At 64.1% G+C, this 23,309-nt stretch carries 26 protein-coding genes and 1 pseudogene; 13 read left to right on the top strand and 14 right to left on the bottom strand.

The genetic code is table 11. The features are described from left to right. Positions 1 to 114: 114 nt before the first annotated feature. Positions 115 to 1,644 carry a malonate--CoA ligase gene (locus SE91_RS31215; protein WP_061850385.1) on the bottom strand — a complete coding sequence of 510 codons (1,530 nt, stop codon included), beginning with the start codon at positions 1,642 to 1,644 and terminating at the stop codon, positions 115 to 117. An 85-nt stretch (positions 1,645 to 1,729) separates the two neighbouring features. Here SE91_RS31215 and SE91_RS31210 point away from each other — a divergent pair, with 85 nt between their 5' ends. The 4 genes from SE91_RS31210 to SE91_RS31195 all read left to right on the top strand — a co-directional run bounded on the left by SE91_RS31210 (position 1,730) and on the right by SE91_RS31195 (position 5,011). Beyond that, positions 1,730 to 2,491, top strand: a complete 762-nt coding sequence (locus SE91_RS31210) for an SDR family oxidoreductase (RefSeq protein WP_061850384.1) — start codon at positions 1,730 to 1,732, stop codon at positions 2,489 to 2,491. A 300-nt stretch (positions 2,492 to 2,791) separates the two neighbouring features. Beyond that, positions 2,792 to 3,346, top strand: coding sequence for a fasciclin domain-containing protein (locus tag SE91_RS31205; RefSeq protein WP_060734475.1), 555 nt, complete (start codon positions 2,792 to 2,794; stop codon positions 3,344 to 3,346). A gap of 182 nt (positions 3,347 to 3,528) precedes the next feature. After that, complete coding sequence (locus SE91_RS31200) at positions 3,529 to 4,158, top strand: cytochrome b/b6 domain-containing protein (RefSeq protein ID WP_008539097.1); 630 nt, start codon at positions 3,529 to 3,531, stop codon at positions 4,156 to 4,158. Between the two features lie 70 nt (positions 4,159 to 4,228). Then, a complete protein-coding gene (locus SE91_RS31195; protein WP_061850383.1) occupies positions 4,229 to 5,011 on the top strand; it encodes a molybdopterin-binding protein in 783 nt (260 codons plus the stop codon). Positions 5,012 to 5,077: 66 nt separating this feature from the next. On the opposite strand, the gene SE91_RS31190 is transcribed toward SE91_RS31195, so the two are convergent. Further along, positions 5,078 to 6,280 (bottom strand): YbfB/YjiJ family MFS transporter, encoded by a 1,203-nt coding sequence (locus SE91_RS31190; protein ID WP_061851422.1) that lies wholly within the window; start codon positions 6,278 to 6,280, stop codon positions 5,078 to 5,080. A gap of 229 nt (positions 6,281 to 6,509) precedes the next feature. Between SE91_RS31190 and leuB the strand changes: the two genes are divergently transcribed. Then, a complete protein-coding gene (leuB, locus tag SE91_RS31185) occupies positions 6,510 to 7,622 on the top strand; it encodes a 3-isopropylmalate dehydrogenase (protein WP_061850382.1) in 1,113 nt (370 codons plus the stop codon). A 134-nt stretch (positions 7,623 to 7,756) separates the two neighbouring features. Continuing rightward, on the top strand, positions 7,757 to 8,392 hold the full coding sequence (locus SE91_RS31180) for a DapH/DapD/GlmU-related protein (protein ID WP_061850381.1): 636 nt from the start codon (positions 7,757 to 7,759) through the stop codon (positions 8,390 to 8,392). Positions 8,393 to 8,574: 182 nt separating this feature from the next. Here SE91_RS31180 and SE91_RS31175 read toward each other — a convergent pair whose 3' ends face one another. Both SE91_RS31175 and SE91_RS31170 read right to left on the bottom strand, forming a co-directional pair. Further along, positions 8,575 to 8,961, bottom strand: coding sequence for a hypothetical protein (locus SE91_RS31175; protein ID WP_060734476.1), 387 nt, complete (start codon positions 8,959 to 8,961; stop codon positions 8,575 to 8,577). Positions 8,962 to 9,117: 156 nt separating this feature from the next. Continuing rightward, complete coding sequence (locus tag SE91_RS31170) at positions 9,118 to 9,906, bottom strand: hypothetical protein (RefSeq protein ID WP_061850380.1); 789 nt, start codon at positions 9,904 to 9,906, stop codon at positions 9,118 to 9,120. 116 nt (positions 9,907 to 10,022) lie between these two features. Between SE91_RS31170 and SE91_RS31165 the strand changes: the two genes are divergently transcribed. Next, positions 10,023 to 11,057: an aspartate-semialdehyde dehydrogenase gene (locus SE91_RS31165; RefSeq protein ID WP_061850379.1), complete on the top strand. Its 1,035-nt coding sequence runs from the start codon at positions 10,023 to 10,025 to the stop codon at positions 11,055 to 11,057. A gap of 62 nt (positions 11,058 to 11,119) precedes the next feature. Here the strand turns inward: SE91_RS31165 and SE91_RS31160 are convergent, their stop codons facing one another. Next, entirely contained in the window at positions 11,120 to 11,761 is a 642-nt protein-coding gene (locus SE91_RS31160; RefSeq protein ID WP_061850378.1) for a carbonic anhydrase, read from the bottom strand. A gap of 99 nt (positions 11,762 to 11,860) precedes the next feature. On the opposite strand from SE91_RS31160, the gene SE91_RS31155 reads away from it, so the two are divergent. From SE91_RS31155 to SE91_RS31145, 3 genes are all read left to right on the top strand, one after another. Then, positions 11,861 to 12,742, top strand: a complete 882-nt coding sequence (locus SE91_RS31155; RefSeq protein WP_061850377.1) for an HpcH/HpaI aldolase/citrate lyase family protein — start codon at positions 11,861 to 11,863, stop codon at positions 12,740 to 12,742. 3 nt (positions 12,743 to 12,745) lie between these two features. Further along, complete coding sequence (locus SE91_RS31150) at positions 12,746 to 13,399, top strand: HAD hydrolase-like protein (protein WP_061850376.1); 654 nt, start codon at positions 12,746 to 12,748, stop codon at positions 13,397 to 13,399. Positions 13,400 to 13,704: 305 nt separating this feature from the next. Continuing rightward, complete coding sequence (locus tag SE91_RS31145) at positions 13,705 to 15,186, top strand: tetratricopeptide repeat protein (RefSeq protein WP_061850375.1); 1,482 nt, start codon at positions 13,705 to 13,707, stop codon at positions 15,184 to 15,186. 51 nt (positions 15,187 to 15,237) lie between these two features. Here the strand turns inward: SE91_RS31145 and SE91_RS31140 are convergent, their stop codons facing one another. From SE91_RS31140 to SE91_RS31120, 5 genes are all read right to left on the bottom strand, one after another. Beyond that, complete coding sequence (locus tag SE91_RS31140) at positions 15,238 to 16,059, bottom strand: LssY C-terminal domain-containing protein (RefSeq protein ID WP_061850374.1); 822 nt, start codon at positions 16,057 to 16,059, stop codon at positions 15,238 to 15,240. Positions 16,060 to 16,198: 139 nt separating this feature from the next. Beyond that, complete coding sequence (locus SE91_RS31135; protein WP_061850373.1) at positions 16,199 to 16,618, bottom strand: hypothetical protein; 420 nt, start codon at positions 16,616 to 16,618, stop codon at positions 16,199 to 16,201. A gap of 229 nt (positions 16,619 to 16,847) precedes the next feature. Continuing rightward, entirely contained in the window at positions 16,848 to 17,633 is a 786-nt protein-coding gene (locus SE91_RS31130; RefSeq protein WP_061850372.1) for a glycosyltransferase family 32 protein, read from the bottom strand. Between the two features lie 80 nt (positions 17,634 to 17,713). After that, entirely contained in the window at positions 17,714 to 18,319 is a 606-nt protein-coding gene (gene leuD / locus SE91_RS31125; RefSeq protein WP_008539074.1) for a 3-isopropylmalate dehydratase small subunit, read from the bottom strand. Between the two features lie 81 nt (positions 18,320 to 18,400). Next, on the bottom strand, positions 18,401 to 18,799 hold the full coding sequence (locus SE91_RS31120; protein WP_061850371.1) for a metallopeptidase family protein: 399 nt from the start codon (positions 18,797 to 18,799) through the stop codon (positions 18,401 to 18,403). 156 nt (positions 18,800 to 18,955) lie between these two features. Here SE91_RS31120 and SE91_RS31115 point away from each other — a divergent pair, with 156 nt between their 5' ends. The 3 genes from SE91_RS31115 (at position 18,956) to SE91_RS31105 (ending at position 20,301) form a co-directional block, all read left to right on the top strand. Then, positions 18,956 to 19,243, top strand: a complete 288-nt coding sequence (locus tag SE91_RS31115) for a hypothetical protein (protein WP_008539062.1) — start codon at positions 18,956 to 18,958, stop codon at positions 19,241 to 19,243. A gap of 74 nt (positions 19,244 to 19,317) precedes the next feature. Then, positions 19,318 to 19,557, top strand: coding sequence for a hypothetical protein (locus SE91_RS31110; protein ID WP_349541123.1), 240 nt, complete (start codon positions 19,318 to 19,320; stop codon positions 19,555 to 19,557). Positions 19,558 to 19,731: 174 nt separating this feature from the next. Then, the gene (locus tag SE91_RS31105) at positions 19,732 to 20,301 is read left to right on the top strand and encodes a hypothetical protein (RefSeq protein ID WP_061850370.1); all 570 of its coding nucleotides are present in this window, start codon (positions 19,732 to 19,734) and stop codon (positions 20,299 to 20,301) included. Positions 20,302 to 20,370: 69 nt separating this feature from the next. On the opposite strand, the gene SE91_RS31100 is transcribed toward SE91_RS31105, so the two are convergent. The 4 genes and pseudogenes from SE91_RS31100 to SE91_RS31085 form a co-directional block, all read right to left on the bottom strand. Beyond that, entirely contained in the window at positions 20,371 to 20,571 is a 201-nt protein-coding gene (locus tag SE91_RS31100; RefSeq protein ID WP_061850369.1) for a hypothetical protein, read from the bottom strand. A 94-nt stretch (positions 20,572 to 20,665) separates the two neighbouring features. Beyond that, positions 20,666 to 22,072 (bottom strand): 3-isopropylmalate dehydratase large subunit, encoded by a 1,407-nt coding sequence (gene leuC, locus SE91_RS31095; protein WP_061851420.1) that lies wholly within the window; start codon positions 22,070 to 22,072, stop codon positions 20,666 to 20,668. Between the two features lie 324 nt (positions 22,073 to 22,396). Next, complete coding sequence (gene rplS, locus SE91_RS31090; protein WP_011083318.1) at positions 22,397 to 22,777, bottom strand: 50S ribosomal protein L19; 381 nt, start codon at positions 22,775 to 22,777, stop codon at positions 22,397 to 22,399. A gap of 109 nt (positions 22,778 to 22,886) precedes the next feature. Beyond that, positions 22,887 to 23,309: pseudogene (locus SE91_RS31085) on the bottom strand (tRNA (guanosine(37)-N1)-methyltransferase TrmD); the annotation flags it as partial.

Below are 23,309 nucleotides of genomic sequence, written 5' to 3'. Positions count from 1 at the left end.
TCCGTCATTGCGAGCGGAGCGAAGCAATCCAGAATCTTTCCATGGCGGCACTCTGGATTGCTTCGTCGCAAGAGCTCCTCGCAATGACGAGACGAGAGAGCGGTGTCCCACCCCTCACTTCTTCGCGTAAATATCCTTGTACGTGTCGCGCAGAATGTTCTTCTGCACCTTGCCCATGGTATTCCGCGGCAGTTCGTCGACGACGAAGACGCGCTTGGGCATCTTGAATTTTGCCAGCCGGCCGTCGAGCGCCTTCAGAACGGCAGCTTCCGTGACGTCGGCGCCCTTATTGCAAACCAGCACTGCCGTCACGCCTTCGCCGAAGTCGGCGTGCGGCACGCCGATCACAGCCGACTCGACCACGCCCGGCATGGCGTCGATCTCGCTCTCGATTTCCTTGGGATACACGTTGAAGCCCCCGGAGATGACGAGGTCCTTGCCTCGGCCGAGGATGTGGACGTAGCCCTTGCCGTCGATCTTGCCGAGGTCGCCGGTGATGAAGAAGCCGTCGGGCCGGAATTCGGACTTGGTCTTCTCCGGCATCCGCCAATAGCCCTTGAAGACGTTCGGACCCTTCACCTCGATCATGCCGATGTCCTCGCGCGGCAGCTCCTTGCCCGTCTCAGGATCGGTGACGCGCACCGAGACGCCGGGGAGCGGGAAGCCGACCGCGCCGGGCACGCGCTCGCCGTCATAGGGGTTCGACGTGTTCATGTTGGTTTCGGTCATGCCGTAGCGCTCGAGCACGGCGTGCCCGGTGCGGGCCGACCATTCGCGGTGGGTCTCGGCCAGCAGCGGCGCCGAGCCCGAGATGAACAGGCGCATGTGCTTGGTCGTCTCGTGCGACAGCGCCGGATTTTGCAGAAGGCGCGTGTAGAAGGTCGGCACGCCCATCAGAACGGTGGCGCGCGCCATCAACTTGATGATCAGGTCCGGGTCGAGCTTCGGCAGGAAGATCATCGAGGCGCGCGCGAACAGCGTCACATTGGTCGCAACGAACAGGCCATGCGTATGATAGATCGGCAGCGCGTGGATCAAGACGTCCTTGTCGGTGAAGCGCCAGTAGTCGACGAGGCTGAGCGAGTTCGACGCGAGATTGTCGTGCGTCAACATCGCGCCCTTGGAGCGCCCCGTGGTGCCTGACGTGTAGAGGATCGCCGCGAGATCGTCGTTTGCGCGCGACACCGTCGTGAACTCGCGGCTCGCCTTGTCGGCGGCCTCCGTCAGCGAGCCCTTGCCGTCGGGTCCGAGCGTCTCGACCTTGGCCTTCACCTTGGCCGCGATCGGCGCGAGGCCTTCCGCCTTGGAGGGATCGCAGACCACCAGCGAGGGCTCGGCATCGCCGATGAAATAGTCGAGCTCGTTCAGCGTATAGGCGGTGTTGAGCGGCAGGTAGACCGCGCCGGCCCTGACAGTGCCGAGATACAGCACGATGTTGGCGACCGATTTCTCCACCTGCACCGCGACGCGATCGCCCGGCTTCACGCCGCGTGCGACCAGCACATTGGCCATCTGCCCCGCCCGCGCGATCAGATCGCCATAGCTGATCCGGCCGCCGTCATGCGTCTCGATCGCGAGGCGCTTGGGATCGGAAAGGCCGTCGAACAGGCGGGAAAACAGGTTGGCGTCGGCAGCTTGGTTCATGCAACATTCCTCGCCGGCAGAGGCCGGTCAAACCGAGGGCTGGATTAGCAAAAACCGCCCCGCAGAAGCAACGGAGACAGTTTGCATGACAAAAACCGGGAAACGCGTGGCCTGGGTCACGGGCGGCGGCAGCGGGATCGGGGAGGCCGGCGCCGAGGCATTGGCTGCCGATGGCTGGACGGTGGTGGTCTCGGGCCGGCGCAAAGAGGCCCTCGATGCCGTGGTTGCGAAGATCACCAAGGCGAGCGGGGCGGCGGAAGCCATCGTGCTGGACGTGTCCAACGCCACCGAAGCTCAGAAGGCAGCCGATCAGATCGTTGCCAAACACGGCCGGATCGATCTCCTGGTGAACAATGCCGGCATCAATGTCCCCAAGCGCAGCTGGAAGGACATGGAACTCGAAGGCTGGGATCAGCTGGTCCAGGTCAATCTCAACGGCGTGCTCTATTGCATGCGCGCGGTGCTGCCGACGATGCGCAAGCAGCAGGACGGTGCGATCATCAACGTCTCCTCCTGGGCCGGTCGTCACGTCTCGAAGATGCCGGGCCCGGCCTACACCACGACCAAGCACGCGGTGCTGGCGCTGACCCATTCCTTCAACATGGACGAATGCGTCAACGGCCTGCGCGCCTGCTGCCTGATGCCGGGCGAGGTGGCAACGCCGATCCTGAAGCTGCGCCCGGTCGTGCCAAGCGAGGATGAGCAGGCGAAGATGCTGCAATCCGAAGATCTCGGCCGCACCATCGCCTTCATCGCCAGCATGCCGGCGCGCGTCTGCATCAACGAGGTGCTGATCAGCCCGACGCATAATCGCGGCTTCGTCCAGACGCCGAACAACAGGGATTGAGGCGGGGGAGCCGCGAACTCGTCATTGCGAGCGAAGCGAAGCAATCCAGGAATGCGTCCGCAGAGACAGTCTGGATTGCTTCGTCGCAAGGGCTCCTCGCAATGACGCCTGAGCCATCACACGAACAAATCGCCCCATAGTTTCACGCATCACAAGAATTTTTCTCCGAAACCGGCCGGCGGACCCTCCCGTAGTTCGGTCCAACGACGGCACAGCTGCATCACCTCACGTCGCAGACGCCGTTGTTGCCCCAACTCAACGCCGGCGATCGCCGGTCTCAATTCAATCGGGAGACTCTCCATGTCGAAGCGCATTGCCTATCTCGCTGCCGCCGCCTTCAGCGCCCTGGCCATCACCGCGACCGTTGTCGCGCCTGTCAGCGCCGAAGAGAAGACCGTCATGGTCGGCGGCGCGGCGATGTTCCCGTCCAAGAACATCGTCCAGAACGCGGTCAATTCGAAGGACCACACCACGCTGGTCGCGGCGGTGAAGGCCGCCGGCCTCGTGCCGACGCTGGAAGGCAAAGGCCCGTTCACGGTGTTCGCGCCGACCAACGCCGCCTTCGGCAAGCTGCCGGCCGGCACCGTCGACAACCTCGTCAAGCCCGAGAACAAGGCGACGCTGACCAAGATCCTCACCTATCACGTGGTGCCCGGCAAGCTCGCGGCCACCGATCTCACCGACGGCAAGAAGCTGAAGACCGCCGAAGGCGAGGAGCTGACGGTGAAGAAGCAGGACGGCAAGGTCTGGATCGTCGATGCCAAGGGCGGCACCTCGATGGTGACGATCTCCAACGTCAACCAGTCCAACGGCGTCATCCATGTGGTCGACACCGTGCTGATGCCCGCGACGTAACACCGCGCGGTCCTGTTTCATCCCCGAACAGGATGCCTCGAGACAGCGAGCCGGGGTGCCCCGGCTCGTTTTTTTGTGACCACCATAGCTGGCCGGTATAAATTCGATGCCGGAGAGGGCGTAACGAAAGCCGCAGGACGGGCGTATAATTGCTGTCACACGACCTTCAGGACGGAACCACCATGGCGAGCCTCACAGTCAGCGACGAGCAGGTCGGGGCTACCCCGGCCAAAGTGATCCAGCCGGCCTGGGTCCGGATCATGCACTGGGTCAATGCACTTGCCATGATCCTGATGATTCTATCGGGCTGGCAGATCTATAACGCCTCACCGCTGTTCGGCTTCACCTTTCCGCGCGAGTACACCCTCGGCGGCTGGCTCGGTGGCGGCCTGCTCTGGCATTTTGCGGCGATGTGGCTGTTGATGATCAATGGCCTCGCCTATCTCGTCACCGGTCTTGCCACCGGACGTTTCCGGAAGAAGCTGCTGCCGATCACGGCGTCCGGCGTGCTTCACGACGTCAGGGCCGCACTGACTTTCAAGCTCGGCCATGACGATCTCACGGTCTACAATTACGTGCAGCGCCTGCTCTATGCCGGCATCATCGTGGTCGGCGTGCTGATCGTGCTGTCCGGTCTTGCGATCTGGAAGCCGGTGCAGCTCTATTACCTCGTGATGCTGTTCGGCGATTATCCGGCCGCGCGTTACGTGCACTTCTTCTGCATGGCCGCGATCTGCGCCTTCCTCGTCATCCACGTCCTGCTCGCGCTCTTGGTGCCGAAGAGCCTGCGCGCGATGATCATCGGTCGCTAGAGCATGATCCGGAAAAGTGTGAAGCGGTTTTCCGACAAGATCATGCTCAGAATAGATATGTGAGGAGGCCATGGCCAAGCGTTCATTCCTGATCCCCGGCGTCGATAAGCGGCTGCTGATCAAGGACTCCCTCAAGACCATGCCCGACGTCACCCGGCGCCGTTTCATCGCGGGCGGCGCCAGCCTCGGCGCGCTGACGCTGCTTACAGGCTGCGACGTGATCGATTCGTCCTCGGCCGAGACCATGCTGGCGAAAGTTTCGAAGTTCAACGACGCCGTGCAGGCCTTCATCTTCAATCCCGACGCGCTGGCGCCAACCTTCCCCGAGAGCGCGATCACGAAACCGTTTCCGTTCAACGCCTATTACGATCTCGACGACGCCCCCGACATAGATGGAAAGGACTGGAAGCTCGAGGTGCGCGGCCTCGTCGACAACAAGAAGTCGTGGACGCTGGACGAACTCTACAAGCTGCCGCAGGTCACGCAGATCACCCGTCACATCTGCGTCGAGGGCTGGAGCGCGATCGGCAGTTGGACCGGCACGCCCATGCGCGATTTCCTCAAGCTGATCGGCGCCGACACGCGCGCCAAATACGTCTGGTTCCAATGCGCCGACAAGGACGGCTACAACTCGCCCCTGGACATGCGCAGCGCGCTGCATCCGCAGACCCAGATGACGTTCAGATATGCGAACGAGATTTTGCCGCGCGCCTACGGCTTTCCGATGAAGATCCGCGTGCCGACAAAGCTCGGCTTCAAGAACCCGAAATACGTGGTTTCCATGGAAGTCACCAACGACTACAAGGGCGGCTATTGGGAAGACCAGGGGTATAATTCGTTCAGCGGAAGTTGACACAGCGAGTAGCGAATGGGGAGTGGCGAGTAGGTAACGCACTCGCGGCTCACAATTCGCCACTCGCTATTCGCCATTCGCCGCTTTTGGTCCCACCTTGCGCTGACACAACGCCGCCACCGCCCCGAGCGCCAGCAATGCCGCCGACACATTCAGCGCGTAGCTCAGGCTACCCAGCGCATCCGTGATCGCGCCGACCACGATCGGGCCGAGCGTCTGGCCAACGCCGAACGAGATCGTCATCGCCGCGATCGCGGTCGGCCATACCTCGGGCGGATAGTTGAAGCGGACGAAGGCGGTGGTCGAGCCGACCACTGCGAAGAAGGCGACGCCGAACACCACGGCCGAGACCGCAAGCCAGGCCGGCGAATGTCCCAGCATCGGCAAGGCGGCCCCCAGCGCGTTGGTGCCGAGGATGATGGCGGTGGCCAGCCCGCCGCGGTCGAGCGCCAGCACGCCGCGCCAGGCCCAGGGTGTTGCGAAAGCGCTGAGCCCGATCAGGCTCCAGAATGCCGCCTGCGCCGCGGCCCCGCCGCCGCCGTCGCGCACATAGGCGATCATGAAGGTCATGTAGGCGATGTAGCCGGCGCCGAACAGAAAGTAGCCGGCGAGATAGATCAGCACCGGCAGGATCGCGAACGAGGCGTGGCTGCCTTCGGAGAAGCGGGTGCTGCTCTCGATGCGGATCAAAAATAGCGGGATCGTCATCGCGACGGACAGCAGCGTCAGCGCCCACCACACGATCCACCACGAGCCCGGCCCGAAATATTGCAGCGTGAACGGGGCGATCAGCCCCGAGGACAAGATGCCGATGCCGGGACCGGCATAGAACAGGCTGAGCAGGAAATTGGCCCGCTCGGGGCGCGATTGCGCGATTGTGGCGGCCAGCGCGCCGCCGGCGACGAAGCCGGCTGCCGCGCCGAGGCCCAGCACGAGGCGCGCCAGGCTCAGCGCGATGAAATTGCCCGTCAGCGCGCAGGTCGCGAGGGCGGCGACGCAGGCCAGTGTTCCCAGCCGGATCGCCGCCGCCCAGCCGATGCGCTGGATCAGCCGCGATGCCACCAGCGCCCCCACGAAGTAGCCGACGGCGTTGATGGTGTTCATGAAACCGGCGGCCGAGTAGGACCAGCCGAGGTCCTCCCGCATGTCCGGCAGCACCAGCGCATAGGCGAAGCGGCCGATGCCGAGCCCGACCGTTGCCGCCAGCGACAGGGTCAGGATCAGCCGCGCGGGATGGGCCTCTTCTGGAGGACGGTCTGGGGCGTGCAAGGGGTACTCCGGCGGGCCGAGTGTGGCAGGCTCCATCCGCTTTGCACAGCCGGCTCCCCGGCAATGGTGTCTTGCCAAGCGCGCAACGCCGCTCTAGCACTCCGGCCGAAATTCATGCCCGCTCGTCATGCCGGGGATCGACCTTGGCTTGACCCGGGCACCCATCCTTTCAAGAAAGCTGGATTGCCGGTCAAGCCCGGCAATGACGAGATAAACTGAGGACACGACCATGGCGACCCACAAATTGCTGCTGCTCCCCGGCGACGGTATCGGCCCCGAGGTGATGGGTGAGGTGAAGCGGCTGATCGACTGGCTCAATTCGGCCGGGATCGCCAAGTTCGAGACCGACACCGGCCTCGTCGGCGGCTCCGCCTATGACGCGCACAAGGTGTCGATCTCCGAGGGCGACATGGCCAAGGCCAAGGATGCCGACGCCGTGATCTTCGGCGCGGTCGGCGGCCCGAAATGGGATGCCGTGCCTTACGAGGTCCGCCCGGAGGCCGGCCTGCTCCGCCTGCGCAAGGATCTCGCCCTGTTCGCCAACCTCCGCCCGGCCGTCTGCTATCCGGCGCTGGCGGATGCCTCTAGCCTGAAGCGCGATGCCATCGAGGGCCTCGATATCGTCATCGTGCGCGAGCTCACCGGCGGCGTCTATTTCGGCGAGCCCAAGACCATCACCGATCTCGGCAACGGCCAGAAGCGCGCCATCGATACCCAGGTCTACGACACCTATGAGATCGAGCGCATCGGCCGGGTCGCCTTCGAGCTTGCCAGGAAGCGCAAGAACAAGGTGACCTCGATGGAGAAGCGCAACGTCATGAAGTCGGGCGTGCTCTGGAACGAGGTCATGACCCAGGTCCATAAGCGCGAATATCCCGACGTCACGCTGGAGCATCAGCTCGCCGATTCCGGCGGCATGATGCTGGTGAAATGGCCGAAGCAGTTCGACGTCATCGTCACCGACAATCTGTTCGGCGACATGCTGTCCGACATCGCGGCGATGCTGACGGGCTCGCTCGGCATGCTGCCCTCGGCTTCGCTCGGCGAAGTGGACGTCAAGAGCAAGAAGCGCAAGGCGCTGTACGAGCCCGTGCACGGCTCGGCGCCTGACATCGCCGGAAAGGGCCTCGCCAATCCTATCGCGATGATCTCGTCCTTCGGCATGGCGCTGCGTTATTCCTTCGACATGGGCGATCTCGCCGACAAGGTCGACGCCGCCATCGCCGTCGTGCTCGCCGGCGGCCTGCGCACCGCCGACATCAAGTCGGAAGGCACCACCGCCGTCTCGACCACGCAGATGGGCGAAGCGATCCTGAAGGAATTGCAGAAGCTGCACGCGTAGGCGGCAAGCGCCGCAATCGTAGGGTGGGCAAAGCGCGAGCGTGCCCACCACTTCCAGCGCGATAGACGAAAGATGGTGGGCACGGCGCAAGTGCGCCTTTGCCCACCCTACGGCACCTCCTGTCGGAGCCTCCCATGGATACGCCCCGCCCGAAGATCGCGGATACCATCGTCCATGAGACGGTGCGCCTGCGCGAGGCGCAGATCGGGCGCCGTTGCGAGGTGCTCGCCAACACGCGCATCGAATATGCCTCGCTCGGCGATTACTCCTATCTCGGCGAGAATTGCGACGTCGCCGACGCCGTGATCGGCAAGTTCACGGCGATCGCCAACTCGGTGCGGATCGGCGCGCCGAACCATCCGATGGGCCGTCCCTCGCAGCACCGCTTCACCTATGTCCCCGAATATTACGAGGCGGGCGCAACGCGCGACCGCGACTTCTTCGCCGACCGCCGCGGCGACCGCGTGATCGTCGGCAATGACGTCTGGATCGGCCACGCCGCCATCCTGCTGCCGGGCGTGAATGTCGGCGACGGCGCGGTGATCGCCGCGGGCGCGGTCGTCAGCCGCGATGTCGCGCCCTACACCATCGTCGGCGGCGTTCCCGCCCTTTCGATCCGCAAGCGCTTCGATGACGCCGTTGCGGCGAGCCTGCGCCGCATCGCCTGGTGGAATTGGCCGGATGAGCTGATCTTCGAACGGCTCGGCGATTTCCGCTCCGAGGCGATCGACGAATTTTGCAGGCGTTACGATCCGGCTGCGAACGCGTGACGCTCACGCATCTCACCCGAGCAACAGGAATTGTAGGGTGGGTAAAGCGCAGCGTGCCCACGCATTCTTGCGACTCATGAGGTGGTGGGCACGGCGCTTCGCGCCTTTGCCCACCCTACGGCATCTCGCAAACAAAATGGCCAGGCGTGAGCCCGGCCATTTGATTCGTGAGATATGCCCGCTCAGTACAGCGGGAAGTTCTGCGGATAGCCGCCGACGTCCTGCGGCGGTGAGAGCGGCTGGCGGTCGATCGGACGGTTGAGGTTCTCGCGGGCGAAGGTCGGATAGCCGACGGCCGGCGGGAAGGCGTAGTCGGTGAACTTGCGGTCGCCGGGGTTGACCTCGGTGCCGCCGTCCAGCCAGGAGCGCTTGCTCACATAGATGCGAGTGCGGCCCTGCTGATAGACCGCGTTGGGGCCGGTCGGGCCATAATAGGGCCGGCCGCGCTCGTCATAGCGCTGCTTGGTCCGGGTGTCGGCGGAAGCCGGCGACGCAAACGCGATGGCAATGACGGCGCCCGCCGCAAGCCAGGTCGCCAAGGTGTTCGCCGCAGAGAATTTCAAGCTCATCACGTCCCCTTCAGGCGGCAGGCCGCCAGTCGATTTCACCCCATACTAGCCCGGCCGGGGCGGATGCAACTAGGTCAATTGGGTCACACCAGGGGGGAATAATCGTGCGTGCCGGCAAAAGTTGCATCAATACCAGCCACTTGGGCCGGATGCCGCTCAGAGCGCCCCGCGCAATTGTGCGTTGGCGGCGCCCAGCAGCCAGTCCGACGATCCCTGAGACTCGCAGCCGCGGCGCTTCAGCTCGGCATGGGCGAACAATTCCGCGAGCTTGGGCTCGTTGCCAGAGGCCAGCAGCGTCAGCCGGTTCAGCGTGCAGGCGACCGCCGCGCGCCGGGCGGGCAGCGTGTCGCCCTGGCAGGAGAAGCCGGAGATCTGGAGCGCCGGCTCCTCGTAGCGCTTGAGGTAGCCGAGGCAGGCCCGCATCCCCTCCGCCGCGCCGACCGGACGGAACAGGGCAACGGGGCCAAATTTGGTATCGATCAGTCCGGCCTGCTCCAGCGCCGTGGCCGCGCCCAATCCCATCTGAGCGGCGAGATCCGCGGTCGCGGGGCGGGCCACATCGAATTCGCCGCCTTCCCGGTAGATCTCGAGTTCGGCCAAGGGCCTGTCGGCCTCGCCGATCCAGCGCAGCACGTCCCTGCGGCCGCCCTCGGGATGCCTGAGGATGGTGTAAGAGGCTGTTTTCTCAGATGAATCGGTGCGGCTGACGGCGAAGGCCGGGTGTGAGCGATCGGCCGTGCTCCAGCCCGGCTTGTCCGCGGGCTCATCGCCGCGCAGCTCAGGCAGCTGGCCCAGCGCCGCAAGGGCGAGGATGGCAAACAGCGCGAGCGCCCCCACATAGGCGACCAGATGTGCCAGCGTGCCGACGACCTCGTCGGCGACAGCCAGGAGCGTCAGCTGGATCTGGGTAGGGCTTGCGGCCGTGCTGGCCTCGGGCGACTGCATCCACGGCCTTCAGGCATGGTCTCACATTGTCTTGAGGCCGGTTCTCGCATAGAAGCGCTGCTCTTCCTGCTTAAGCGTCAGCTTCGGGAACGGGCTTTTTCATCGGAGAGTGAACGATGGGTTACAAAGTCGCAGTCGTCGGCGCGACCGGCAATGTCGGACGGGAAATGCTCAACATCCTCGATGAGCGCAAATTCCCCGCGGACGAGGTCGTGGCCCTGGCCTCGCGCCGCAGCGTCGGCGTCGAGGTCTCCTATGGCGACCGCACCCTGAAGTGCAAAGCGCTCGAGCACTACGACTTCTCCGATGTCGACATCTGCCTGATGTCGGCGGGCGGCGAGGTGTCGAAGGAATGGTCGCCGAAGATCGGCGCCGCCGGCGCCATCGTGATCGACAACTCCTCGGCCTGGCGCATGGACCCGGACGTGCCGCTGATCGTGCCCGAGGTGAACGCGGGCGCGACCGAAGGCTTCAAGAAGAAGAACATCATCGCCAACCCGAACTGCTCGACCGCGCAGCTCGTCGTCGCGCTCAAGCCGCTGCACGACAAGGCGACGATCAAGCGCGTCGTGGTCTCGACCTACCAATCGGTGTCGGGCGCCGGCAAGGACGCGATGGACGAATTGTTCTCGCAGACCAAGGCCGTCTACACCAATGACGAGCTGGTCGCGAAGAAATTCCCCAAGCGCATCGCCTTCAACGTCATCCCCCACATCGACGTCTTCATGGAAGACGGCTTCACCAAGGAAGAGTGGAAGATGATGGCGGAGACCAAGAAGATCCTCGATCCCAAGATCAAGCTCACCGCCACCTGCGTGCGCGTGCCGGTCTTCGTCGGCCACTCCGAAGCCGTCAACATCGAGTTCGAGAACCCGATCAGCGCGGACGAAGCCCGCGAGATCCTGCGCAGGGCGCCCGGCTGCCTCGTCATCGACAAGCAGGAGCCCGGCGGCTACGCCACGCCGTATGAAGCCGCCGGCGAGGACGCGACCTACATCAGCCGCATCCGCGAGGACGCGACGGTGGAGAACGGTCTCGTGCTGTGGTGCGTGTCGGACAACCTCCGCAAGGGCGCAGCCCTCAACGCGATCCAGATCGCGGAAGTCTTGATCAACCGCAAGCTGATCAGCGCGAAGAAGAAGGCGGCGTGAAAGCAAGCGAATGGGGAGTAGCGAGTGGCGAATAGAAACTTCTATTCCCTACTCGCCATTCGCTATTCGCCATTCGCCCTCTTGAATTCTTTCGTCGTCTTGTCCAGCACGAACAGCGATCCTTCCGCGACGCCGAAATAGGCGCCGTGGGTCTGCATCTGGCCGCTCTCGACCGCCTTGCGCACGAACGGGAACGTCATCAGGTTTTCCAGGCTGCGGAACACCGCGGCCTTCTCGATGCGCTCGACGAACTGCGCCATGGTCTCGTGCTCGCGCTGCTCCACCACCTCGCCCGGCTTGATGAACATCTGCATCCAGCGGCCGATGAAGTCGCCGGGCGTCAGCGGCTCGATCTTGTCGACGAAGGCGCGGATGCCGCCGCATTGGGCGTGGCCGAGGATGACGATGTGCTTCACCTTCAGCACCGTCACCGCATATTCCAGCGCCGCCGAGACGCCGTGCGCGTTGCCGTCGGGCTGATACACTGGCACGAGGTTGGCGATATTGCGGACGACGAACAATTCGCCGGGGCCGACGTCGAAGATCACCTCGGGCGAGACGCGGCTGTCGCAGCAGCCGATCACCATCACTTGCGGCGACTGCCCCTTCACCGACAGCTCGCGATAGCGGGTCTGCTCGGTCGGCAGCCGCTGGGTTGCGAAGGCCTTGTAGCCTTCCAGCAAATGCTTCGGGAATGTCATCATACCTATGCCTAATCATAGACCGCAGGCGCGAACAAGCCTTTCGAATAGGCAGGCCAAATGCTATCGGCTGAGGCCGGAAAGACGAGGAAGGAACGCAGCATGACCCGCCCGCGCCGCAGCCATCTGTTCATGCCCGGCTCCAACCCCCGCGCGCTGGAAAAGGCGCGCAATCTCGCCGCCGACGGCCTGATCCTCGACCTCGAGGATTCCGTTGCGCCCGATGCCAAGGCGGTGGCGCGCGACGGCATCGCCGCGGCGATCGCGGCCAAGGGCTTTGGCAAACGCGAGATTTTGATCAGGACCAACGGCCTCGACACGCCCTGGTGGGCCGACGACGTCGCCATGGCCGCCAAGGCTTCGCCCGACGGCATCCTGGTTCCAAAAGTTTCAAGTGTCGAAGATCTCGACGCGATCGGCCGAAAGCTCTCCGAGCTTGGCGCCGCGCCCACCGTGAAAGTCTGGGCGATGATCGAGACCGCGCGCGCCGTGCTGCATGCGGAGGAACTCGCGGCAGCCGGCCGCGATCCGTCGCGGCGCCTCTCCGGCTTCGTGTTCGGCCCGAACGACATCTCGCGCGAGACGCGCATCCGGATGCTGCCGGGCCGCGCGGCGATGATCCCGATGATCACCCATTGCATCCTGGCGACGCGCGCCTATGACCTGGAAATCCTCGACGGCCCCTACAGCGACATCGCCAATTCCGACGGCTTTGCCACCGAATGCGCGCAGGGCCGCGACCTCGGCTTCGACGGCAAGACGCTGATCCACCCCTCGCAGATCGACGCCTGCAACGCGATCTTCACCCCGCCGGAGGAAGAAGTCGCGCGCGCGCGAAAGATCATCGCGGCGTTCGAGCTTTCGGAAAACGTCTCGCGCGGCGCGATCCGTCTCGACGGTGCGATGGTGGAGCGGCTCCATGCCGACATGGCGCGCCGTACGATCGCAATCGCGGATGCGATCGCGGCGATGGGGAAGGGCTGAGGGGTGGACCCGGCGCGTTCCGTCCTGCTCGATCTCGACGGAACGCTGGTCGATTCCAAGCCCGGCATTGTCGCCTCAGCGGCACTGCGCGTGCTTGGTCACAATCCCGGTAAGGCGCCCGACATCGTGATCGGTCCACCGCTCGAAGATATCTTGCGGGTATTGCTTGCGGCGTATGGCGACGACCGGATCGATGAAGCCGCCATTGCCTATCGTCAGCACTACGGCGAAACCGGTCTGCTCGGCAGCGAGCTCTATCCCGGAATCAGCGGCGCGATCGACGAGATGCGTCGCGCCGGATTGCGGATTTATCTCGCCACGTCGAAGCGTGAAGTGTTCGCACGGCGCATTCTGCAGAATCTGAACCTCGCTGCGTATTTCGATGGCATCTACGGTTCGGTGCCGGGCGGCGAATTGGACGACAAGCCGGAGCTGCTCGCTCATATCCTGTCCAAGCATGGTATCTCACCATCGCACAGCCTCATGGTCGGCGATCATCGCCACGACATCGCTGGTGCTCACGCGGTCGGGATGCGTGGCCTCGGCGCGCTCTGGGGATACGGCAGCCGGGAGGAGCTGGAAGCGGCAGGCGCAGATCAATTGGTGGAGATGTCCGCCAATCTGGCGCATGCGGTTCTCTCCATGTTGGGTACTTAGTCTGATTGTGCGACGGAGTTCATCGATCGCCAGCCCAGCCACTGCCCCCGCCACCACTGCGCGAGATTGGCTGGCATTCAACGCTACGGATTTAGCTGCCATTTGATCCGTCAGGGCGGCTTCGCTGAAGCGCTTGCAGCTTTTGGTGGTGTCTGCGAAGGCTCTGACGTTCACGGCGAGGTCCCGTCGAGCACTCCAGCGTCGAGCTCGCTGTGATCTCCGTCACACGCCCCAGTCGATTGCTTCGTTAGATTTGTGCCGTTTAAATACTGCTTCCAGTCCCGATACGGTGAGTGGGCGTCCTCATGTTTCGCAAGTTATTCTATTGCCTCGCACTTCTTGTTCTTGCTGCCCCGGCTGCCGCGAACGACCGTGCCAACCGCGAGGCGAGCGCCGCCATCGCCGCCGCCTCTGAGGCGATACGGCGCGATCCCCGGGACGCGAATGCGTATTACAACCGCGGCAACGCCTACAGCGCCAGGGGCGACACGGACCGCGCCATTGCGGATTACAGCGCGACGATCCGGCTCGATCCCGCCCATGCAAATGCGCATTACAACCGGGGCAACGCCTACAGCAACAAAGGCGACACGGAGCGCGCCATCGCGGACTACACGGCGACGATCCGGCTCGATCCGGCCTATGCGAACGCGTACTACAACCGGGGCAATGCCTACAGCAACAAGGGCGACATGGGTCGCGCCATTGCCGATTACACCGAGGCGGTCCGCCTGCAGCCGACGAATGCGAACGCCTATTTCAATCGCGGCAACGCATACAGCAACAAGGGCGATTCGGACTGGGCCATCGCGGACTACACGGAAGCGCTACGCGTGGATCCGACATACGCGAACGCCTATGTCAATCGCGGTCTGGCCTACGAGAAGCGCGGAGATTTCGCCAGGGCAAGAGCCGACTTCGACGCGACGCTCGGGCTGGCCCGGAGTGCCACGAAATGGGCTTTGGACAAGGCACGCGAGCGGCTGGCTGTCCTGCCTGCGCCGCGGCCGACAACGATACTGGTCGAAAAACCCAGCGTTCCTCCGGCCGTCGTGGCGCCCGGAGCTGCGAACGGTGATCGTCGTATCGCCCTCGTCATCGGCAATTCGGCTTATGAAAACGTCGCCGCGCTCCCGAACCCCGTGCGCGACGCGAGCCTCGTCGCGGACGTGCTGAAGCTCACCGGGTTCGAAGCGGTCACGCTGTTGACCGATCTTCGCAAGGATGCGCTGGTGAGCGCTCTGCGCGAGTTCGCTGCACGCGCGGAAACTGCGGATTGGGCCGTCGTCTATTATGCCGGGCACGGCATGGAGGTCGGTGGCGTCAATTATCTCATCCCGACGGATGCCAGGATCGCCGCGGATCGCGAGATCGCATTCGAAGCCGTGCCGGTCGATCAGGTGCTCAATGCCGCGGAGCGCGCGAAGAAATTACGCCTGGTCATTCTCGATGCCTGCCGTGACAACCCGTTCGCGGCCCAGATGAAGCGCACGATGACGGTGGCGTCGCGTTCGGTGTCGCGAGGTCTGGCCCCTGTCGAGCCGGAAGCTGGAACGCTGGTGGTCTACGCCGCCAAGGATGGCGAGACCGCGCTCGATGGCGACGGGAGCAACAGCCCGTTCGCGGCCGCCTTCGTCAAGAACGTCCCGACGCCGGGCCTCGAGGTCCGCAGGCTGTTCGACTTCGTGCGCGATGACGTCATGGAAGCGACCGGCCGCAAGCAGAAGCCGTTCAGCTACGGCTCTATCTCCGGCCGGCAGGATTTTTATTTCGTGACCGGCAAGTGACGCCGGGCTTGGTAGCAGCGCGATGACGATTCATCCTGATCTCGTCGCGCTCTAAGGCTTCGTTTCGGTTTGGCGAGCGATGCCGTGCCAGATGGCATCCTTGAGAGCAATGAGTGAGGGCGGTGGAACGGTCGGCGGATCGGCAGGCCCGTTCGCCGCTCCCGGCACCAGGACGGCGGCGTGGATCTCGCCATCGGTATAGTAGGGGTCGCCGCCACCGTTTCGGCCGAACAGGGTCGGGCCTATGCCAGAGATCTGAAAGAACTTGCTGACGACGCGGGCCGCTCGCAAGTCGCCCATCAAGAGATCCCGCTCGGCATCGATGTTGGCCGCGATGTGATGGGTGACCTGTCCCGTATCGTGGCTTAGCCCGACGCCTCGGTCGAAAGTCGCTGAACCGAGCCAGACGGGACGACCGTCATCACCCTTTTCAAGGGCCTTCCAGAACCGAACATGATTCCGCCGATCGGCACTTTTCCCTGCAGGCTTCTCGAACGCGTATTGCTCCTTCCTTCCCAGATAATAGAGCGGGCTGACAGGAGCGTCGCGATACGGTCGATCCAGGACCACGCTCCCGACGATCTCGATGCTCGATCGCAGCGTCACGGCGTCGGCCGCAAACCATCCGGCCGCATGCATGGCGCGGACCACATCCTCGCCGTCGCCAACAAGTCCAACGTTCAGGGGATCGCCAGGGATATCGTCCGACGTCCTGGTGAGCATCGGCAACGAAGCGAGCCCTGCTTCATGCTCGTGGTGAATCCACAGGGTGGGCAACAGAACGTATGCAAGGGCCAGATAGACGAGCACGACAAGGGCCAGCGCGAAAGGCCACCGTCGCTTCCTCGTCCCGTACTTGGCGGAATGGGTCATGCGGTATCGTTGAGTCAGTATGGCGACACCATACCGATTCAGCATAGCGCGTTACAACGACCGGCGCGAGGCTTGCGACGTGCGTTAGGCCGACGGCCGCGTTCCGGCCGAGAAACTCATTCGTCGGCGCCTCCGCGGCTCAGTGCGGCACGATCTCTGCGCGATCGAGCGACTCAAGTGACGCGGCATTGGCGCAATAGCCATGATAATTCTCCGCGGCGGTGCCGGCGGCGAGGTCGCGGTCGCACTGACCCTTGTGGTCGCAGAGCGAGCAGACCCGCTCCATGTCGCGCAGCAGCAGCGGTTGCGCGCGGCCGAGGCCTTCGGCACTGATGCCGAGCTGGTCCAGCAGCTTCGGCAGTTCGTCGGCGGCGTGCTTGCCATGGCGGACCAGCTCCTTGAGATCGTCAGGCGCGATCCTGAGATCGCTGGCGATCCGGTCGAAATCGGCGCGGTCGAGCTGCCGCATCTCGTTGATCTCGCGGCGATGCTTCAGCCAGCCGGCAAAGGACTCGATGAGGTCCTGGACGATGGGATAAGGCCTGCTTGCGGTGCTCATGCGAGGCTCCGTTGGGATCGTGGAAATGGAGCCAGATTAGGCACAATGGTGCAGGGACGCGTTGCGCTGGATCAAATTGGGAAGGGAGAAGCAAAATGGTCTCGTGTCCCGGACGCGCTGCAGCGTGAAACGCTGCTGCGCAGAGCCGGGACCCATCTCGCCACATTGCTGGGCCCCGGCTCAGCAGCGCATCACCAAGGGGTGCTGCGCCGCGTCCGGGGCACGAGATTCAGCCAAACCGCTCCGTCGCCCACGCATACAGGCTGCCCGGAATCGGCTTTTCGCCGCCGCGGCCCTTGGGCGAGATGTGCAGGCCGATGATGTCAGGGTTGGTGACGAGGCCGAGATAGCTCGAGGGATCGAAGAACAGCTTCGGCTCGGCATGCACAGCGTAGAACGATTGCTTCGGCAGCGCGCAAGCGAGCTCGCCGGTGCGGCGCGCGAGTGCGGTGAGCGCCGCGGGGCCGTAGATCGCGACGCGGATATCGGAGAGCCGGTTCGAACCGCCGCGCAGGCGACGCATCATGAAGGTGATGCGGTGGCGCATGGAGAGCCAGTTCGGCGTCAGCTCCTCCTGCTCCATCAGATCCTCGAACGCGGCGACGATGCCGTGCTCGGGCGGAAGATAGATCACGGAATTGCCGAGCTGGCGCGGCCGCTCCCAGGCGAAATACGGCTTTGCCGGATCAATCTCGACCGGCTTGAGCAGCAGCACGTCGGCGTCGAGCCAGAGGCCGAGACTCTTCGCCATCAGCTTCATGCGGAAGAAGTCGCTGAACTGCAGCGTGGTCCAGTCGCGCCAGCTGCCGTCGGGCTGCGGCGGACGCAAGCGTTCCGAGAATGCATGCGGCAGGATCGCCTCCGCATCCGCGTTCGCGATCCCTGCAGGCAGGCCCGGAATGGTGTCGAAGCTGTAGGCGGTGACCTTGTGGCCGGCAGCCAATTGCGAGCGCAGACAGGTCTGGCGCAGCGCGTCCATCGGGCCATGCCAGAAAGTGACGATCTCGGGCAGCATGCGCGGAAGCTATAAAGGACAATTTGAACAAAGAAAAAGCCCCGGCGCTCGTCACGCCGGGGCTCGAATGAAACGCGAGATCAGGCCCAGGCGCGTTCGCGCTTGAGCTTGTCCTCGTAAGTGTCGATCGAGGCCTTCTTCTCCATCGTGAGGCCGATGTCGTCGAGGCCGTTGATCAGGCAGTGCTTGCGGAACGGATCGATCTCGAACTTGACCTTGCCGCCGTCGGGGCCGCGGATCTCCTGGTTCGGCAGGTCGATCGTCAGCGTCGCATTGGCGCCGCGCTCGGCATCGTCGAACAGCTTGTCGAGGTCTTCCTGCGAAACGCGGATCGGCAGAATGCCGTTCTTGAAGCAGTTATTGTAGAAGATGTCGCCGAACGAGGTCGAGATCACGCAGCGGATGCCGAAGTCGAGCAGCGCCCAGGGCGCATGCTCGCGGCTCGAGCCGCAGCCGAAATTGTCGCCGGCGACCAGCACCTTCGCATTGCGGTAGGCCGGCTGGTTCAGCACGAAGTCCGGGTTCTCGCTGCCGTCATCCTTGTAGCGTTGCTCGGAGAAGAGCCCCTTGCCAAGGCCGGTGCGCTTGATGGTCTTGAGGTACTGCTTCGGAATGATCATGTCCGTGTCGACATTGATGATCTTCAGCGGCGCCGCAACGCCTTCCAGCGTGGTGAACTTGTCCATGGTTGCGCTTTCCCGGATGGGTCTAGAGGAACCGGTGTTTATCGCGATCGGGGCGGAAATCCTAGGCCGAATTCGGCAGATCTAGTCTGCTTGCGCCTCAATCGCGGCCATATCCTCGTCCGACAGGCCGAAATGGTGGCCGATCTCGTGGATCAGCACGTGACGGACGATGTGGCCGAGGGTCTCGTCGTGCTCGGCCCAATAGTCCAGGATCGGCCGGCGGTAGAGCCAGACCATGTTCGGCAGCCGCGCCACGTCGCCGAGGCTCTGCTGCGGCAGTCCGACGCCCTGGAACAGGCCGAGCAGGTCGAACTCGCTTTCGCATTGCATCTCGTCGAGCACCTCCTCGGTCGGGAAGTCGTCGACGCGGATGATCACGCCCTCGCAGAGCTTGCGAAACTCGGCCGGCAGGCGCTCGAAGATGTCGTGTGCCGTCGCTTCCATCTCGGCCAGCGAGGGCGCTTTCAATTCAGTCCACATGACCCTCTCATAGCGTGGGTTCCGCGGCGACGCATCCCGCTTTATAAGCGCGGCGAGGTTGACGCGCGCCGCCAAAACGGGGAGCGTGGGGGCTCGAAGGGAACGTTTCAGGTGGGCGGAAAAATGCGAGCGAAAACAGCGCTGACGCTACTGTGCATGGGGTTGTTTTCGCAGCTTGGCGTTGATGCCCAAGCTCAAACTCAGGCCCAGACCGCCGGCCCCACGATCCGTCTCGCCCAGGCGGCCCCGCCGGACGAGGTCCCGCCCCCGCGCAAGCAGCGGCGCCTGCGCGTCACGCCCTATTACAGCCCCGACGGCGTCTACCCGCGCTACAATCCCGGCCCTGACGCCCTCCGCGTCTGCAATGCCACCTATGTTCAGGAATACCGGCCGAGCGGCACGGTGATCGTGCCGCGCGTAAGCTGCTACTGGCGCCGCGGCTGATGCCTGGCTCAACGCCCTCGCCAACGAAACAGCGCGAGCGCCTCATCGGGCTGATCGCGATGAGATGGGTTCAATTGGTCGTCGCTGTCACGCTTGCCGCTGGTGTGCCGCGCGCCTTCGCTGCGCAAAGGGTGACGGTGCCGGAGGCCTCGGCAGGGGTCGCGATCTTCGATGCGCGACGAACGGCGCGGACCCATGTCATCGCGCGACCTGCCATCCGCCGTGATCCACGCTACTACGCGCGGCCGGTTTACTACCGTCCCTACCCCTACGGCGTGCCAGCACCCTTCGTGTTCGGCTACGGCCCCTTCTGACGAGACGCCGCTTGTCGCGGCACTGCGTCGCATCGCGGAGCGCAGCGTCGTTCATTCATGGCGCGTTCACGTGGCTCTCCTCAGTTTGTCGTGGGAGCGACCGTAATTGAACAGCGATGGCGCGGCCGAGACGTCGGCTCGTAACTTTCGCTGTCCGACTTCAGAGAGGATTTCATGCTGAGGATATTGGGACTTCGAGCAAGCCCGATGCGCTTGCTCGGGCTCGCGGCCGCCGCGACATTGATGCTGTCGGTTGGCACCGCGCGCCGCGCTGAGGCACTCACCTTGATCAATCCGGCGACGTCGCCCGCGACCAAGGCGGCGGCCGGCGACCTCGTCACGCAAGTTCGCGGCGGGCATGGTCATGGTGGCCACTTTCACGGCGGAGGTTTCCGCGGTGGCGGCTTTCATGGCGGTGGCTTCCGCGGTGGTCATATCGGAGGCTTCCGCGGCGGTGGATTTCACGGCCGCCATATCGGCGGCTTCCGCGCCGCGCCGGCCTTCCGGCATGTCGGCGGCTATCACCATGGCGGCTTCCGTCACGGCGGATATGGCGGCTACCACCGCCACTGGGGCCATCATCGCCCCCATTTCGGCCATCGTCACTTCCACCGGCGCTACTATGTCGGCGGCTACTATCCCTACTACCACTATCCGCGCCGCTGCCGGATCATCTTCACCTATTACGGCCCGCGTCGCGTCTGCCACTGGCCGCGCTGGCACTATCCGTATCGGTATTGGTGATGTGAGCTGCTAGCTCCGCATTCGTCATGGCCGGGCTTGTCCCGGCCATGACGGAGGGACTTGTTACAGCTAATCCTTCTTCCACGATGCGGATCTCCACCGCATCAGATTGTCGAGCTTCCACTGCTTGAACATCGCCGGCGGCCAGTGGCTGAGCTTTGAGGTCTCCTCGACCTCCGGCTTGGGGACGGCGCGCAGCGGCATCGCGCGCCGCCGGTTCTGGCGCGTGGCCTCGCTGATCAGATCGACATATTCCGGCTTGTTGGCCATAGGCAACGTCCTCGCGAAACCCTCGCGAGGACGAGCATGAGGCGAGGCGGATTAAGGGCGGTTTGCCGCGATCGCTACAATTACAGCGACGGGCTTAACGCCACTCCCTGACATCGACGAAGTGACCGGCGATCGCCGCGGCGGCCGCCATCGCCGGCGACACCAGATGGGTGCGGCCCTTGAAGCCCTGGCGGCCCTCGAAATTGCGGTTCGAGGTCGAGGCACAGCGCTCTTCCGGTTTCAGCTTGTCCGGGTTCATGGCGAGGCACATCGAGCAGCCCGGCTCGCGCCATTCGAAGCCGGCCTTGATGAAGATCTTGTCCAGACCTTCTGCCTCGGCCTGCTCCTTCACGATGCCGGAGCCCGGCACGACCATGGCGTTGACGTTCGCCGACACGGTCTTGCCTTCAGCGATCTTCGCGGCCGCGCGCAAATCCTCGATGCGGCCGTTGGTGCAGGAGCCGATGAAGACGCGGTCGAGCTTGATGTCGGTGATCTTCGTTCCTGCGGTCAGGCCCATGTATTTCAGGGCGCGATGCTTGGAGATGCGCTTGGCCTCGTCCGCGATCTTGTCGGGATCGGGCACCGTGCCTGTTACCGAGATCACGTCCTCTGGGCTCGTGCCCCAGGTCACGATCGGTGGCAGCTTGGCGGCGTCGAGGCGCAGCTCGTGGTCGAAATGCGCACCTTCATCGGAGCGCAGTTTCTCCCAATAGCGCATTGCTGCGTCCCAGGCCGCGCCCTTCGGCGCCTTCGGACGGTTGCGCAGGAAGTCATAGGCCTTCTGGTCGGGCGCAACGAGGCCGGCGCGGGCGCCGCCTTCGATCGACATGTTGCAGACCGTCATGCGGCCCTCCATCGAGAGCGCGCGGATCGCATCGCCGGCATATTCCAGCACGTAGCCGGTACCGCCGGCGGTGCCGATCTCGCCGATGATGGCCAGGATGATGTCCTTGCCTGTCACGCCCTCCGGCAATGTGCCGTCGACGGTGACGCGCATGTTCTTCGCCTTCTTCTGGATCAGCGTCTGCGTCGCCAGCACGTGCTCGACCTCGCTGGTGCCGATGCCGTGCGCGAGCGCGCCGAACGCGCCATGCGTCGAGGTGTGGCTGTCACCGCAGACGATGGTGGTGCCGGGCAGCGTAAAGCCCTGCTCGGGGCCGATGACGTGGACGATGCCCTGGCGCTTGTCGAACTCGTTGTAATATTCGATGCCGAATTCCTTGGCGTTCTCGGCCAGCGCCTTGATCTGCTCGATGCTCTCCGGATCCGGATTCGGCTTGGTGCGATCGGTAGTCGGCACGTTGTGGTCGACGACGGCCAGCGTCTTCTCGGGCGCATGCACCTTGCGTCCCGTCGCGCGCAGGCCTTCGAACGCCTGCGGCGAGGTCACCTCATGCACCAGATGGCGGTCGATATAGAGCAGGCAGGTGCCGTCCTCGGCTTCGTGTACCAGATGGTCGTTCCAGATCTTGTCGTACAATGTGGTCGGCTTGGACATGAGCTTGAGCTCCGAAGAATGTGTGTCAGCGATGAGCGCGGCAGGCCGCGCGGGCAACAGATCGTCAGCGCAGCTTTTAGGCTGCGCGAGTAAGCTCTGACGTTGCCGAGGTCGCGAAGCGCCCGAAGAACCGGCCAGGCAGCCTCGAGCGATCATCGATGACGATGCGCTTGACGGACGAGGGGCTGGTCAGATCTGGAAACATTCTAGGGATATATAGCAGGCCGATCTGGAAGCGCGAGAGCTTTGACGCGCACGGCTGAGGCAACAAAAAAGCGCGGAGCCGAGCCCCGCGCTTTGGAAACTTGCCTGGTGGGGCGAAGCTTACTCGCCGACGGCGGCCTGGCGGTCCTGCTTCTCGACGATGCGGGCCGACTTGCCGCGCAGGTTGCGGAGGTAATAGAGCTTGGCGCGACGCACCTTGCCGCGGCGCACCACCTTGATCGAGTCGATCATCGGCGACATCACGGGGAACACGCGCTCGACGCCCTCGCCGTAGGAGATCTTGCGGACGGTGAAGCTCTCATTGAGACCACCGCCGGAACGGCCGATGCAGACGCCTTCATAGGCCTGCACACGGGTGCGGTCGCCTTCGACGACCTTCACGTTGACGATCACGGTGTCACCGGGACCGAATTCCGGGATGTCCTTGCCGGCGGACAGCTTGTCGAATTGCTCTTGCTCGAGCTGCTTGATCAGGTTCATGGGTAAATCTCCATCGGCGCGCCCAGCCTTCGAAACGGGGGCTGCGTGAAATTCGTTGATCCAGCCATTGCGGATGTGGCCGCTCCTATAAGGCAAGCCGGAGCGTTTGTCACCCGTCTGTCTTGTTTTTTGGCGTTTTTTGGCCGCGGGCCCGATTCGGCGGCTTGGCCGGGACTTGCGCCCACAAATCCGGCCGCCGGGCCGCCGTCAGGGCCTCGGATTCAGCACGCCGCCAGGATGCGACCTTGGCATGGTCGCCGGAGGTCAGGATCTCCGGGATCGGAGCCCCCTCGAACAGCTGCGGGCGGGTATATTGGGGGTACTCGAGCAGGCCATCCGAGAAGCTTTCCTCGGTTCCCGAGGCCTCCTTGCCCATCACCCCCGGCAGCAGCCGGACGCAGGCATCGATCAAGGTAAAGGCTGCGATTTCGCCTCCGGAGAGCACGTAATCGCCGATCGAGACCTCCTCCAGGCCCCTCCCGTCGATCACCCGCTGGTCCACGCCCTCGAACCGGCCGCAGACGATCAGGGG

It is taken from the genome of Bradyrhizobium sp. DOA1, assembly GCF_001593325.1.
Taxonomy (GTDB): domain Bacteria; phylum Pseudomonadota; class Alphaproteobacteria; order Rhizobiales; family Xanthobacteraceae; genus Bradyrhizobium.
Note: the sequence above shows the minus strand (reverse complement) of the source record. Positions and strands in the feature narration are given on the sequence as shown.